The organism is Pseudoalteromonas umbrosa (genome assembly GCF_030125375.1).
Taxonomy (GTDB): domain Bacteria; phylum Pseudomonadota; class Gammaproteobacteria; order Enterobacterales; family Alteromonadaceae; genus Pseudoalteromonas; species Pseudoalteromonas umbrosa.
Window position 1 is genome coordinate 565157 of sequence record NZ_JASJUU010000001.1, and the last position, 15093, is coordinate 580249.

At 39.8% G+C, this 15093-nt stretch carries 13 protein-coding genes; 9 read left to right on the forward strand and 4 right to left on the reverse strand.

The window, feature by feature from the left end; genetic code table 11:
- Positions 1-119 precede the first annotated feature (119 nt).
- The 3 genes from QNM16_RS02445 to QNM16_RS02455 are packed head-to-tail and all read left to right on the forward strand — an operon-like array spanning position 120 to position 2077.
- Positions 120-674 carry an elongation factor P hydroxylase gene (locus QNM16_RS02445; protein ID WP_284019005.1) on the forward strand — a complete coding sequence of 185 codons (555 nt, stop codon included), beginning with the start codon at positions 120-122 and terminating at the stop codon, positions 672-674.
- Positions 664-1785, forward strand: a complete 1122-nt coding sequence (locus QNM16_RS02450; protein ID WP_284019006.1) for an ATP-NAD kinase family protein — start codon at positions 664-666, stop codon at positions 1783-1785. Before QNM16_RS02445 ends, QNM16_RS02450 begins: the two co-directional genes overlap by 11 nt.
- 13 nt (positions 1786-1798) lie before the next feature.
- Entirely contained in the window at positions 1799-2077 is a 279-nt protein-coding gene (locus QNM16_RS02455) for a YfcL family protein (protein WP_284019007.1), read from the forward strand.
- Between the two features lie 52 nt (positions 2078-2129).
- On the opposite strand, the gene QNM16_RS02460 is transcribed toward QNM16_RS02455, so the two are convergent.
- Both QNM16_RS02460 and QNM16_RS02465 read right to left on the reverse strand, forming a co-directional pair.
- A complete protein-coding gene (locus QNM16_RS02460; protein ID WP_284019885.1) occupies positions 2130-3305 on the reverse strand; it encodes an NRAMP family divalent metal transporter in 1176 nt (391 codons plus the stop codon).
- Positions 3306-3438: 133 nt separating this feature from the next.
- Positions 3439-4323: a LysR substrate-binding domain-containing protein gene (locus tag QNM16_RS02465; protein WP_284019008.1), complete on the reverse strand. Its 885-nt coding sequence runs from the start codon at positions 4321-4323 to the stop codon at positions 3439-3441.
- Between the two features lie 124 nt (positions 4324-4447).
- On the opposite strand from QNM16_RS02465, the gene QNM16_RS02470 reads away from it, so the two are divergent.
- The 4 genes from QNM16_RS02470 (at position 4448) to QNM16_RS02485 (ending at position 8045) form a co-directional block, all read left to right on the forward strand.
- A complete protein-coding gene (locus QNM16_RS02470) occupies positions 4448-5416 on the forward strand; it encodes an aldo/keto reductase (RefSeq protein ID WP_284019009.1) in 969 nt (322 codons plus the stop codon).
- 38 nt (positions 5417-5454) lie between these two features.
- On the forward strand, positions 5455-5943 hold the full coding sequence (locus QNM16_RS02475; protein ID WP_284019010.1) for a phosphatase domain-containing putative toxin: 489 nt from the start codon (positions 5455-5457) through the stop codon (positions 5941-5943).
- Positions 5944-6357: 414 nt separating this feature from the next.
- Positions 6358-7410: a hypothetical protein gene (locus tag QNM16_RS02480; RefSeq protein WP_284019011.1), complete on the forward strand. Its 1053-nt coding sequence runs from the start codon at positions 6358-6360 to the stop codon at positions 7408-7410.
- A gap of 251 nt (positions 7411-7661) precedes the next feature.
- Positions 7662-8045, forward strand: coding sequence for a nuclear transport factor 2 family protein (locus tag QNM16_RS02485; RefSeq protein ID WP_284019012.1), 384 nt, complete (start codon positions 7662-7664; stop codon positions 8043-8045).
- Between the two features lie 78 nt (positions 8046-8123).
- Here QNM16_RS02485 and QNM16_RS02490 read toward each other — a convergent pair whose 3' ends face one another.
- Complete coding sequence (locus QNM16_RS02490; RefSeq protein ID WP_284019013.1) at positions 8124-10130, reverse strand: spermidine synthase; 2007 nt, start codon at positions 10128-10130, stop codon at positions 8124-8126.
- A 136-nt stretch (positions 10131-10266) separates the two neighbouring features.
- On the opposite strand from QNM16_RS02490, the gene QNM16_RS02495 reads away from it, so the two are divergent.
- Positions 10267-12261, forward strand: a complete 1995-nt coding sequence (locus tag QNM16_RS02495) for a winged helix-turn-helix domain-containing protein (RefSeq protein WP_284019014.1) — start codon at positions 10267-10269, stop codon at positions 12259-12261.
- Positions 12262-12328: 67 nt separating this feature from the next.
- Here QNM16_RS02495 and QNM16_RS02500 read toward each other — a convergent pair whose 3' ends face one another.
- Positions 12329-13198: a TolB-like translocation protein gene (locus QNM16_RS02500; protein ID WP_284019015.1), complete on the reverse strand. Its 870-nt coding sequence runs from the start codon at positions 13196-13198 to the stop codon at positions 12329-12331.
- Between the two features lie 445 nt (positions 13199-13643).
- Between QNM16_RS02500 and QNM16_RS02505 the strand changes: the two genes are divergently transcribed.
- Positions 13644-14954: a cysteine hydrolase family protein gene (locus tag QNM16_RS02505; protein WP_284019016.1), complete on the forward strand. Its 1311-nt coding sequence runs from the start codon at positions 13644-13646 to the stop codon at positions 14952-14954.
- Positions 14955-15093: the final 139 nt, after the last annotated feature.

A 15093-nucleotide genomic window follows, 5' to 3' on the forward strand; every position in this document is an offset into this window, starting at 1 on the left:
TGTTGTTTTATAGGGGGGCTTAGCAGAATAGTTTTGGGATCCGTTGTCATATTTTTTACTTTCATATCAAAAGTCCGTACAATCAGCGCCCATTGAATGACCGCGCTTTATTGGCGTTTATGCACCAAATATCTGACCTAAAAAATATATTCGATACACAATTTGCAGACTCTCATAATACCCGTTTAGTGAAAGGGGATGATGAGCCTATTTATCTGCCTGCCAACGATACGTGTTCACATCATCAAGTGGTTTTTGCACATGGTTTTTATGCCAGTGCATTGCATGAAATAGCGCATTGGCTGGTTGCGGGTGATGCCCGTCGGTTATTGGAAGATTACGGCTACTGGTATTGCCCTGATGGTCGAGATAAAGCTCAGCAGGCCGAGTTTGAAAAGGTTGAAATCAAACCTCAAGCAATAGAATGGGCACTCAGTGTCGCTGCAGGCTTCGATTTTAATGTATCGGTGGATAATTTAAATGGTGAGCAAACATGCCGTTTTAGTTTTCAAAATCGGGTTTATCAGCAAGTGATGATGTTGCTAGAAGGTGGCTTTAATAAACGTACAGAGCAACTATTAAAAGCCTTATCCGCTTTTTATAAGACAACATGGCCATTACAAAAAGAACAGTTTTCTTGGGATTGCCCACAGGAGTTAGAAGATGTCATTTAAACTTGGTTTAATTGTTAACCCTGTTGCAGGGTTAGGTGGTTCCGTTGCCCTCAAGGGGAGCGATGGTGCTGATACAGCGCAAAAAGCTCTGTCGCTCGGTGCTGAGCCTAAATCGAATAATCGCACAAAGTTGGCACTTGAACAGCTTTTACCATTTAAAGACGGTATTCAAATATATACAGTTTCTGGTGAGATGGGCGAGCGCATTTCCAATGAGCTTGGCTTCGACACCCATATTGTATTTACTGCCAGTGAAAATACCACTGCACAAGATACCGAAATCGCCGCACAAAAACTCATTGAGCAGGGCGTTGACCTTATTTTGTTTGCCGGAGGCGATGGAACCGCGAGAAATATTTGCACTGTGGTTGATGATAAAGCGCCTGTGCTGGGGGTACCTGCTGGATGTAAAATCCACAGTGGTGTGTATGCCATTACTCCAAAAGCCGCTGGTCGCGTTGTCGAAATGCTTATAAAAGGAGAGCTTGTCACGCTCTCGGAAGCAGATGTGATGGATATTGATGAAGTGGCATTCAGAGAGGGCACTGTTAAAGCGAAGCGCTATGGTGAAATGCAAGTCCCCAGTGAAGTGCGCTATGTACAAAGCGTAAAAAACGGTGGTAAAGAAAGTGATGAGCTAGTGCTGGCTGATATTGCGGCGTTTGTGATTTCTGAAATGGATGAAGACGTGCGTTATATTATGGGCTCTGGCTCTACTGTAGAGGCGGTGATGGAAGAGCTGGGGTTAGACAATACCCTGCTTGGTGTAGACCTGATCCAAAATCACGAGTTGCTGGGGCAGGATTTAACCGCAGCACAATTACTTGAGCTCACTCAAGACCAGCCAACAAAACTAGTTATTACGCTTATCGGTGGGCAAGGCCATATTTTTGGTCGTGGCAATCAGCAACTTAGTCCACAGCTCATTAGAAGAATTGGAAAAGAAAATATTGTAGTCGTTGCGACGAAACGCAAACTTCAAGCATTAAACGGTCGCCCGTTGATAGCAGATACAGGCGACCAAGCACTTGATGATGAATTGAGTGGATATATTAAAGTCGTCACAGGGTATAATGACCATGTGATGTATGCCGTTGGGCATCAAGATTAAATGAGGAGACGGAATGTCATTTGAAACCTATGTAGAGGCTGCACAGCAGTTTTTTGATGAATTAGTCGATCGTGCAGATGATGATGAGCTGTTTGCTGGTGGATATTTACGTGGTCATTTTGATTTAGCAGTTGGCTATGCACAAGTTGAAGAGCTTGATTTACAGCCTGAAGAGCTGAATACGAAAATTGAAGAAAGTTTAGTAAAAGCTTACCGCAATGGTGAGTTAACAGATGAAGACAAAGAGCACGTTGTTAGCATTTGGGAGCAAGTAAAAGAACTTGCAGCTTAATATTTGATCACTCATGACTTAGTGTCATGAGTGACTTTCCCGCCATGGCTGGTCATAAGAACCAGCGCCATACGATAAATAATAAAGAAAACGACACAAGGTATATTAGACCTAGTACAGCAAAGACTTTGACAGCCTTTGGCTGTGAGTCATATATATCACCCCGTATCAAAGATAAATTAAGCCAAGCGAAAAATGGTGTAGTTAAAAATGACATCGTCATGGCAAACATCAACATGTCTTTCAAATTCCCCTTGAAGAACAAAATGACTATCATGCCAAGAGCTGATTGTATAGCAATGACCACGGACAGACTGTATTTTTTGTTATGCGGTTTGATGATTTTTAATGATTCATCTAACGTTCTTGCGTAGCCATCTAGTACAGTTAGTGTTGTACCAAACATGCATAGAAATGCGACGACTGCAATCAACCAACGTGACCATTCCCCTATGGTAAGGGCGTACATATCAATGAGCTGTTTTGAGAATGCGACACCTGCCAATTCAATTTTTTGTTCCTGACCGTATTGCAGTAGTACGCCGAGCACAAAAAACATCAAAGCCAGTATTAAGGTCATAGCATAACCTAAATTGAAATCAAACAAGCTTTGCTTTTTGGTCAGTGTATTGTTTCTTAGTTTGCTTTTAAGCCATAAAGAGTTTATCGCTGAAATCTCAATAGGGGCTGGCATCCACCCCATTAAAGCAACCATAAAGCCAAGTAAGGCCAATTCGTATGGTGAAGGTGCAACCTGTGGAGCAGGGTGTGCAGGGCCATTGGCGAGCGTAACGACAAGGGCAGCAGTTGTTGCGACACACAGCAAAGCCATAATGACTTTACTTGCGTTATCTAATACTTTGTAATGCCCAAAAATGAGGATCCCAAGGCATACAAACAGTAAGCCAAAGCTCAGCGTCGTGAGGGCCAAGTCGCCCGGTAAAATATATTGGAGTAAAGCAGCTGTAAGGAGTAAGACACCCGCCGTGTTAACCACTGCAGCGAGTAAATTGATGATAAAAAACAAATAGAATAGGGATGGGTTTTTATCTTTATAGCCTTGCACCAAACTTTGCTTGCTGTGCAAAGTGTATTCAACTCCAAAACGGAAAAATGGGTATTTTAAAACGTTGACTATCACAATAAGCCACAATAGCTGCCAGCCGAATAGGGCGCCAGCTTGTGTTGCAGCGACTAAATGCGATCCCCCTACGGCAGCGGTGGCCATTAATATGCCTGGCCCGAGCGCCTTAGATTTTGAGATTATGCCTGATAACACGTTGTTTCCTTGTTTTTGTTTGCTATGTTAGCGCGTGTAAAAAATTATCCAAGTGAAAACTTTGTAAGTACGGTTGTTTGTTTTACTGAGCAAATCGCTCTGCCTTAAAGTACATTTTCACAAATTGAATAAATGTTTTTAGCTTGTGTGATGGCAATGTACTTTGCGGGTAGAAAAGATACATGCCATTGCTTTTTTGCTCAGTATATTCATCGAGTACTGTGCTCAATACACCAGTATTTATTTCTTTCTTGACAAAGTAATCGGCAATTCGAATTAAACCGGAACCTTGTAATGCATATTGTTTGGCTAAGTTGTTGTCATTACTAGATAGCCAGCCGGAGACTGTGACTTTTTCGCTATTAAATGGCCAACAGGACTGTCCATTAACAACAATGCATTCTTGGTTAGTTAAATCACTCGGGGTATTGATATTCTGATGCGTTGTTATGTACTGCGGTGAGGCAACGATAATATGTTGGTAATCAAACAATTTTGCTGCCACCATATCGAGCGGTGGGGTAGTTGTTGCTCTAAATGCCAAGTCATAATCTTTGGTATTTAAATTGTGTGTTGTGTAACTGGCATCGATATCAAACTCGACATTTGGGTGCTGTTTTTTAAATTCAGCACAAAGGGTTGGCAGATATACTTGAGCAAACATACGTGGCGCGGTTAGCCTTATAACGCCCTCTACCTTCTCATTGTTTATGTTACGCTCTAAATTAAACAGCTGGGTTCGAATGGCTTTTCCTTGCTCGAATACTTGCACACCGTACTGGGTTAACTTTACATTGCGAGTCGTTCTGATCAGTAGGGGGGTATTCAATACTTGCTCAAAGCGTTTAATTTTTTCAGATAATTGCCCTTTAGAAATCCCAAGCGCTTTTGCGGCCTTAGTGTAATTAAGTTCTTCAGCGAGCTTTACGAAAAGCATTAATAATTCAATACGTTTGTGTTCATTCACGGGATTTAATCCAGAATTTATTGTTTATTATATTGAACATAGAATTCTAATATTAACTCTTCTATTCAAAATAAAGAACAATATCATATAGGCACTAAGTTATTTCGACTAGCTGGAATAAAGTATGAAAACAACATTACCAATTCAAAAGTATTTTCCTACAGTGGGACCAATCGCTTATGGATGCATGGGGCTTGGGGGCCAAGGACCACACTTAACAGGTACAGATGTCATGCAGGCACATAGCGTGATTGATTGTGCTTTAGAGTCCAATATCTGTTTTTTTGACCATGCGGATATATATCGTGATGGCCGTGCGGAGCAAGTGTTTGGCAAAGTACTCTCAGAAAGGCCCGATTTAAGAGCGAACATGGTGATTCAATCAAAGTGCGGTATTCGAAAAAAAAATGATGAGCACGTTGGTCGATATGACTTTTCGAGCCAGTGGGTGCAGCACTCTGTAGATGGGATATTGTCGCGCTTGAATATCGAATATCTTGATGTACTTATGCTACATCGCCCAGATCCCTTAATGCAGGTTGACGAATTAGCAGAACAAATCTTTCATCTAAAAAAGCAAGGTAAAATCAACCATATAGCTGTATCTAATATGAACCTGCATCAAATGTCTTTCTTACAAAGCGCTTTAGATATGCCCATAATTTCGAACCAGATTGAGATAAGCTTGGCAAAGCTTGATTGGTTGAATGATGGGGTAATGGTAGGTAGTCAGGGTAATCACTTAGTTGACTTTGTAAGTGGTACTTTAGAGTACTGTCAACAGCATGAAATTCAATTGCAAGCATGGGGTAGCATGGCAAAAGGGCAATTTTCTGAACAAGGGTTATACTCAGATGAGCTAAGAGTACGAAAAACCTCACAATTAGTTAAAAATTTAGCGCACAAATACCATGTGAGCGGTGAGGCTATCGTACTGGCATTTATATTACGCCATCCAGCTAAGGTTCAGCCAGTGATTGGTACAACCCAAGAGAGACGGATTAAGAATGCGGTAGAGGCGATAGATGTTTGTCTTGAGAGAGAAGATTGGTATAACCTATATGTCACCTCAAGAGGGAATCCTCTACCCTAAAGAAGATATAGTGAAATCATAGAGTAAGGGGTATAACTATGACAACGCACCCATTTGATAAGTTACAGACAGAGTCAGGATACACATTCTTTTTGACGCCCTGCCCAGGTACCCAAGGTGTCGCGTTATTTTCCAGTTTAAAACAGCTTAAAGAAGCGAATGTAGCAGGTGTGATCACTTTAATGAGTGATGAAGAACTGATACAAAGCGGAGTAACTGGTTTGGAAGCTGGGTGCGCAAGTGTTGAGTTATTTTGGTGGCAATTCCCTATCTCGGACGATGGCATACCTACAGAAGTTTTTAAGCGCCGTTGGCGCAAGCATCTACATCAAATATTGCATGTAATTACGCAAGGGAAAACGGTTGCCGTGCATAGTAAGGGAGGCTCGGGCCGAACATGTTTGATGATAGGCTTATTGTTGTTAGCACTTGGGCATACCAAAGCACAATCTAGGCAGCTAGTCTCAAGGGTGTGGCCAAATGCATTAAGTAACCCCACTCAATCTCAGTTTTTCGAGTGCTTTTAACCCTCTTTTTTATTAGATGGATTTTTCCATCTAATACTTCTCGATTCGATAAAAAGTGTAGTGTTATTTCTTAACTCAACACTCTATTTAGTACCTTATTGTTTTTAATAAAGATTTTTCAGGCTTCGACGGTTTTGTAATAACTTAATCCGATGTAAATGCTTCTCTCTGGTCGTATCAGTTGTTTACCTGTATGAATTTAATGCTTTTTTTGAAATTTTTAAGATTTGTTGTCCCTTTTTTTGTATAATACCAAAAGCTCATTTTTTGCACCTTTACTAGAGCTTTTGTTTAGATATTGGTAATAATGAGTGCAACTTTTGACATGGTCACTAGCTCTAACTAGGTACTTTAGTACTGGTTTTCCAGGGATGCTTGCTTATGACAGCTCGATACACACCACTGGAGTGTTTTATGCAACTATTTGAAACTGATACAACTCGCTTTACAAACGGTGCTCGCCCACTGGCTGCCTATGTACTATTCACCTTGCTGCTTTTGTTGCTCACCCTGTTAAGTTTCCCAAGTAAAGCCATGGTTGTGATGTCAGGGGAGTTAGATAAGCATTTAAAGTCATATAACTATGGGACAAAGGCTGACAACAAATGGGTTCAACCAAGTCATGAATATCAGCAAAAGTTTCATGTTTTATTTGAGGCTTTTCATCAGCAAAATTGGTTATTAGCAAGCGACTTGGCTGATGAATTAGACTATCGAGTTATCCAATTTAATGATGTAGATACGGACAAGACCTACTTTTTACTTCAAGAAAAGTATCAATTACCGAGTGAAAGGTTCATCGGTGGGGGTACTTATGTGTTAAATACCTCTGGTACTAATGCCGTATTACAAGCGCCTCATCCAAAAAGAGATTCGTTTACAGGTACACAGGCCATAGACGCGTTTTTATATACGCAAACCAAGTTACTTATGTTAGCAGGCACTCGACGTGATAGCAGTCATGAGATGAGTGAGTGTACTGGTACTAATTATTCAGCCAGTGATGTAGCGCATCAGACAGAGTCCTTGTTTCAAGTAGTACATGAATATATGAGTGACTTTGACCAAGCAACTATATTTATTCAGTACCATGGCTTTGGTAAAACAACGCGTGCAAAACTTCAAGCACAATGTGGTACTGACAATGATCTGATGCTTAATTTAAGCGAAACGGTGCGTTATTCGACGGACCCTCAAGAGCACAGTATTTTGCACTCTATACGCCGCAGTGTAGAAAGTGAAGGTGTTATTAAGGCTTGTGTATATGGTAATGACACAAAAAGCTTAGGTGGTACGTGGAATGTACAAGGGCGTCATAGCAATGATTCTGTAGATAGCTGCCATAAAAGTGCAGATGCATCTTCTAAGCGTTTTATTCACCTTGAACAAAGCTATGGGGTCAGGAAATATCACAGAGCTGCCATGCAAAGGCACCTCAAAGACGCATTAGACGAATACTTTCAGTAATTCATCTCCCACCTCAGTAAACCAAGTTGCTAAAGAGATTTGTCGCTCTTTAGCAACTTTTATGATCTAAAATGGTCTCTTACAGCCTTTAATAAATCCAGTTTAAGGTGCGATTGAAATAGCTAAAAAACACATCATGCTTTTCTAATGAGTGAAGACAGTCTCATGCTGGTACCCATCCTTTGCTTTTTATACTCTTTCATGTAGCTTAGTATTTGTTCAATCGAATAAGAGTATATAAGGAAGTAAAAATGCGTGAGAGCGAAAAAGCTGCACTCATAAACCAATATATCGAAAGCTATAACGCGTTTAATATTCAAGCTATGCTGTCTTTATTTGACGAGAGTATTGTGTTTGAAAATGAAGGTAATGGTGAGGTGAATGTAAGGGTTGAGGGAAAGCAAGAGTTTGAAAATCTTGCCAAAGAATCTGCAAAGTTGTTTCGTCAAAGAAAGCAAACAGTGACGAACTTGATTGTGAACGGGACGACTGCCCAAATAAACATTGATTATTTAGGGGTGCTCGCTGTCGATTTACCTAACGGCATGAAGGTAGGAGATGAGCTTACAATACAAGGTAAGTCTTACTTTGAATTTAAAAATGAAAAAATTAGCTATATTAAAGATATAAGCTAAGTAATGTGCTCTTAATTGCTCTTGTGTAGCCAAGTAAAATATCGACTACACAAGGTAATATTGAAATAAAATGCAAGCTTATAACTTGATATAGGGTAATAAGCTATGCTTTTCATCTGTCCATTGTGCGGTTGACTGGTTGGTAAATGCATATCTATCTACGAGTGTGGATACTGGCATTGACTGCAGGAATTCTTCATTACTTGTCATGATGACCCATTTTGACCCTAACTGGGAATTTTCATCTTCTTGATAATCAAAAAGCAATATTGATTTATTAAAGCGTAAGCTTTGATTTGCCATGACTGGCATGAGGTCAATATGATTGTTGGAAATATGCATAATTAATACACCGTTGTTGTGCATCCTTTGCCAATATAGCTCAAACGCTTCAATAGTGAGTAAATGCGTTGGAATAACATCACTGGTAAATGCATCAATAACGATCGCATCTTGTTGAAAGGTGCTTTGGGAAATCTCTGTAGCAAGCAATTGTCGGCCGTCACCTATTTTCACGTTGATACTGGCTAAACTATTATTTAGATAGCTGAAATACTTTTTAGCAACTTTGAAAACAGCCGAGTTTAATTCATAGAAAGTTATCGTATCATGCTTTTTTCCATACTGTGCAAGCACACCTGCGCCTAGACCAATAATACCCATGTTTATTGGCCCGTTCGCTTGTAAGACCTCAATCGCTTTAGCAACGCCGGTATTTTTGTGGTAGTAGCCGTTGTCTGAACTTATATCAGTCATGAGTTCGTAACCGTGAATTGTTGTCCCATCTATAAGGCGGCGCTCAATTGTATTGTTAATTGTAATGTCCTTAACGGTTAGCATGCCATAAAAGTTCCTTTCGGTTATCAAGTTAAGTTTTGTATACGCATTATTTAATAAGACGAAGGCACAAATAAATGACACGAATATACTTATGTATCCGAGCTTTATGTATTTAGATACAGAGCTTTGTGTGCAGAGATAGATATGTAAAGAAAAAATCGCGATGAGGGTGAGAGGGTATTCTATAGGCAAGTTAAAGGTTACTGGCGCTATAACTGAACTTGTTAAACTGCCAAGTACACTGCCAAAAGCAATGCAAACATAGAAAGATGTCATCGAGTATTGGTTCGGCGCAATTCGCCTTAGCTCTCTGTGGCAGCTAAATGTACAAATAAATAATATGAGTCCGTACATGCTAAATTGAGCGACAGCATTAAATTTACTACCTAAGAAATACATTAAAATGCCAGCCAAAGTCGCAAATATTAAAGCGGAGTAGGAATAAAAACTACGACTTTTCACTGGAAGTGCAAAAGCAATGATAAAGGTGATTAAGTAAATCGCTAAAGGTATAACCCAAGTTAAAGGCATTGGCGGAATGTTAATGTTAATCATAAAAGTGGTAGAGCTCAAAAGTAGAGAGCTCAGTGCTGCCAAACTGATACATCGAAAATGATTATGGAAAATAACCGTCGTAGGCCGTATTTGGTTAACCCATATCTTTTGAGATATTTTTTTTATTATTAATGTAGTAAGTGCGAAGAATAGCGTCACTAATACGGTCAAAGTGAAAAACCATAACTCTTTGAGTGTGGTAAGCCCAAAGTAAACTTCAAAAAAAAAGGGAAAAGTAAGCAAAGCGACAAGTGAGCCAAAATTTGAGAGTGCATACCATTGATAAGGTACAGGACTTTGATTTAATAAACAGTACCATTTTTGTAGCAGCACGGATGTGGTACTTAACATGATAAAAATAGGGCCTATTTGAGCGGCAAGTGACACAATGACTGACCAAGTAGGTGGCAGCATATCGAGAATACTTTTTTCAATGTGAGTATAAGTCACAGCCACAGCTAGGATTAATAGAGTGAAGTGCAGTGTAACTTGCCACTGTAGTCGTAAGTGACGAATAAAGTGGATGTATAAGTAGCCTAATAACACACACGTCTGAAAGAAAAATAAGCCAGCGGACCAAACAGACGCTCCACCGCCAAATTGAGGTAGTTGTTCTTTAGATAAAATAGGTTGGATTTGAAATAATAAAAATGCACTAAGTAAAATTATTAAGGTAAAGAGTACAGCCATTATTCATTCTTGTTATTTATTTGAGTGAGAGGACAGCGTGTATTAAATCGTTTTATCGAAGCTATAAAATCTAGCTAGAGATTGTCTTAAGAAAAGCTTAGTATATGAATTGTAAGCTTATTTAGGAGTCGTTAAGTTGAAGTTCGAAATAGGGAGTTATTACGTAGATGTTAAAAGGTGTCAAATTACAGGTTTTGGCGCTGTAACCAACATTGAGCCGAAAGTGATGGAAGTATTGGTTTACTTGTATGCCCATAAAGGGGAGGTGGTAAGCCAGGAAGAGATTTTTAACGCTGTATGGCCTAAAGCCATATTCAACCCCAGCTCCGTGCAGCGTTGTATCGCCATACTAAGAAAGGCATTTGATGACGATGCCAAGCAGCAATCTCTATTAATTACTCACCCTAAAAGAGGGTATAGCTTAGAAGTACCAAACCCTAAATCAAACACGTTTAAATTTGTGTTGGTGGGGGGAACCGCTTGCTTGATAATTGCAGCGATGTTTATTTTTCTCTTTTTAAATCATTTTTCTCATAAAAATGACTTTTCTAATTTGTTGCCTATCAGTAGTAGTTCAGGAAATGAATTTGCTTTTATGACGTCACCAAATGACTTGTATATTGCTTTTATCCGCGCAGAGGAAAATAGTAAACATATCTGGATCAAGCAACTTGATACAGGAGTGGAAAAGCGTATTTCACACCAGCCGGCAGATTATTTAAGTTTGGGTTGGAGCCCAAATGGTAATGGATTGATTTTTGCGATAAGAGAGCAGGCTGGCACGTCTTTGCAATTCACCACGTTGGATTTGGTTTCAATGGTACCCCTTGAGCAAGAGGAAGCGTATCGTACCATGGATTATGTGATCTCAAGCCATAGACTAGATTGGGCTACTGATAATACGGTTTACTTTACTGAAAAGCACCGGGAAAGTAGTGAAACACAGCTGGTTTCATACAACCTAATCACAAAGACGAAGCATGTTTTACACCAATCAAAACAATCGGATTGGCTCTTAATGCAATCATTATCCCCTGGTGAAACCTTGATAGCATTAGGCTTTGAAGCGGGTCAAAATAAGTACCGAGTGGACTTACTCGACTTAGATAGTGGACAACTGAAAACGCTTGTCACAATTGAAGACGGATTAAGTGGACTAAGTTGGCATCCTGATAAACAAAGCATATTGATGAGTAAGCGCAACGAAATACTCTCAGTTGATCTGCAAGGCCGAGTTTCTAAATTACCGTTTAAAAACTATCAAATTGTGCGAGACGCAAGCTACTCGAATAGCGGTGAAGAGATTTTTATGGAGCTTGTGAAGGTGGATGTCGATATTTTAAGCGCAGATAGAGAAAATATGAAGAATTTAAAGCGCTTAGTTAATTCTTCCTCTGTGGACTTTCTGCCTGTATTCTCACCAGACCCTTCAGTGTTTGTATTCGAGTCACATCGTTTTGGCCAAAAGCAGCTATTTATATATGAGCAGGATCAAGAGCGGCTACTATTTAAAAACCCAGACAATGTTGAGCTGTTTGGCATTGCGTGGTCAAAAGATGGTAAATCCGTATTTACGGCTAGTAAAGATACAATATTCCGTATAGCTGTTACGTCAAATAAAGTGGAAGCGATCCCACATAAGCACAATTCTTTTTATCTTCGCGAAGCATTTCATCATAGTGAAGCTTTATTAGTATCTTACCGTTCATCGGATGGAGTTGGGTTTCATGTTGCGAAGTTCGATTTAAAAACTGGAGAGTTAAAAGAGTTCGAAGCGAAAGGTGAGAGATTATCCTGTTATTCAATGGGCTTGGATGAGTCGGATAATATTTACTTTTCTAATGCGTCAAATGTATTTAAGCGTAGCGACACTGGTGAGATTGAACGTGTTTGGCAATCACAAACAGCAGGGATCATAGGTGTGACCACTGATTCAAACACGCTTTTTGTCACTTTGGAGCAGGATAACCACTACAAACTGGTAGAACATGATTTATTGCTGGGTAAGACAGATGTCACATGGATTGGCAATAAAGATGGCAAAATGCTTATCAATGCTGCACATGACTATTCACAGTTTTTATATCTAACCGAACCAACACGCCAAAAGCAATTAGCTCGGCTGAGATAAAGCTATATGGCCGCGGCTTATTGCGGCCAATGTTTGTCTTTCAGACTATATTAATCTTCAATAGTCATTAACCGTCGGGCCGAAGTGTTTCAATAAATTTTGATTCTACCCAATATATGTCACCATTTCCCGAACTCGTCGTTCTATTGAAAAAGAAATACTTACCATCTGGAGACATATAACCGCCTGCTTCACCAGCGTCAGTATTCACTGCCGGTCCCAAATTAAGTGCTTTACCCCAACTCCCATCAGACTCACGAAAACTGATATAAAGGTCAGTGTCCCCAAAGCCTCCGTTTCTTTCTCCATCCCAAATAATATAGCTGTCATCAGGTGCTATAAATGGATGTGCATTCCATTTGCCGGTATTAATATGTGCAGGTAATGGTTTTGGCGCTTGCCTAACACCATTTTTTACCTCAGAGATCCTCAGTAAATCACCATTTTTATAATCATCGAGGATATAGGTACCTGAAGACGATGAAGATAAACGCATAATGCCCCAATCCTTGTTATCGAACATTGGACCTAAGCTTTTGACTTGTGACCATCCTGAGTCTGTTCTAGCAAAATACTTATTGCCAAGATGTAAGATATTACCATCTGGCGATAGAGTAGGGCGGCCCACTCTTGGTGCTAATGTGGAACCATACCAACGATTGTTTTTTTGCTTATAATTCATTGTCCACCACTTGTTAGAATTGGCATCCATTCGCGTAAAATAGAGTTCCTTCAAATCTGGCGTAAACGAAATAGTGTATTCTCGATCTTTTGGTGTACTCAATAACCCAGGCGCAAAGACTTTGGCTGTTTTCCCAGGTGGTGTTTGCCCTAAGTAAGGGCCATGTATTCCTGTGTCGACCTCCTTGGCTCCAACTGAGCTGTTGGTAATAATAGCGCTTGTGGCAATCAAAAAGCAGTACATTGTTTTTATCATATGTTCTCCGATTTGGTAGTGGTGATTTCGCTTTCAATAAGGAGAATTTACCTGAACTGACTTTACTCACTTGAAGTTAGCGTGACTTTTGATTGATGTTTTTATTTTTATAAAGTAAGTACATATTTCAGTAGTTTGTGTGTTTCTAAGAGCGCTGGAAAATGATTCGCGCTAGGAAGGAATACGACGTTTTATTAAAAAGATGACTTATCTCTAGTGTAAGAAAATAGTCTACTCAAATATCGACTTTTTCAGTCTGCACTATTTCTTTCAACGCGATATCACCCAACTTTTAAAGTTTTACAATGCCATAGTTATTAGTGCAGATGAAATCATCACTTGATTTATCCTCGCTTGACTTTGTTAACAAAACGTTTAAGTATCGATGGTTGTTCAAAAATTAACCGTTAACTTGCTTTGAAAAGGATAATTAAATAGGTGAATTATGAAAAAGTCTTTATTAATACTTTCATTGGCGCTTGGACTGTCCGCTTGTAACATTGATGACAGGCTGCAATTAGCTTATGAAACAAAAAAGAGTGAACATGTTCATTTGAGCGCCCAAAATACGGGGTTGCTCATCATTGATGCTCAAAAAGGGTATGTGATGGATAGTGACGACTTTTGGGTCAAGGTCTTCTATCCAGAGTTGGAAATACCGGCGCAAAATGTCGATCCTCAATTACATTCTAGCATTGACCGTATTGCACAACTGGCGCAAAAAGCCAATGATTTAAATATGCCAACTGCGATTACGTATGAAGCATTTGAAACCGATACAGGTTTGGATTATACGCCCTACATAACACGCATTGAGCAAGTGCTTGACGAAAATACCCAAAGCTATTTTAAGCAAACGTTTAACTCTACATTAGAGGCTGATATTCATGCAGCAATGCAAGCGTGGTCAGATGCTGGCATTTCTCGCGTGGTGGTCGCTGGTGCAGAAACTGATGTGTGTGTTATGCAAACCGTTTTAGGGCTTAAGAAAATGGGTTTTGATGTCTATTTAGCGAGTGACGCGACGTTCTCGACAGAAATTTATGAGCGGCCCACTTTTAAGCGTTTGCAGCAAGCTGGGGTTAAGCTGGCAAAAGCCAGTGAAATTATGGAGTCGATGGATTCTAAAGACAAATTGATCTATAGCCCACGCTACGCAGTTGGTAAACGGGATGAATTATATCAAGGTGATCGTCATAAAATGGCAATGATCAATTTTAATATGGATGACTCAAGCTTGAGTAAGGCAGAGCACGACAACAAGCCTGCAACAGAGCCTAGGTTCACATTTTTAGGTTTAGAGCAGGAGTTTTTGTTTAGCTACATGCCGAGTTTTCACGTGAATAAAAAAGGGAAGCCCTACACATCCAAATATCGCAAAAATGCCAATGTTGTGAGCTATAAAAATATCGACCCTGTGATTAATGACATTAAAGCGTCTGGCAAGACGCAAGCAGTGATTTCTGGTGTGGTCTCTCAGTTAGGCTTGTATGACGCGGTCTATAAGTTAATTGCAGCAGATATTACACCAATTATTCTCGAAGATGCGTTACTGGGATCAGATGTAGACCCAATTCACTATTTAGATTATATCTATCAATTAGGCGCGGTGCCAAGCACACAAAAGTCGCATGGCTATGAGATGTATGTCGAGATACAACTCGGGGACTTTACTGAAGAAGAAGTCGCTGCTTACTATGAAATGATATCGCTAAATGAAGCCGTGATCCCTGAAGTATACCCGCGTTTGCGTTAAGCCTTTTATGTTCTATTGAGCGTAAAAGTGCAGCTCGTAATTGAAATTAAATTAGTGTCGTGTAACGCGATGCTAATTAATTTATATAGCGCATTAAAAGCCTGTGTACACTATAAATTAAAGTTTGTCCTCGACGTGG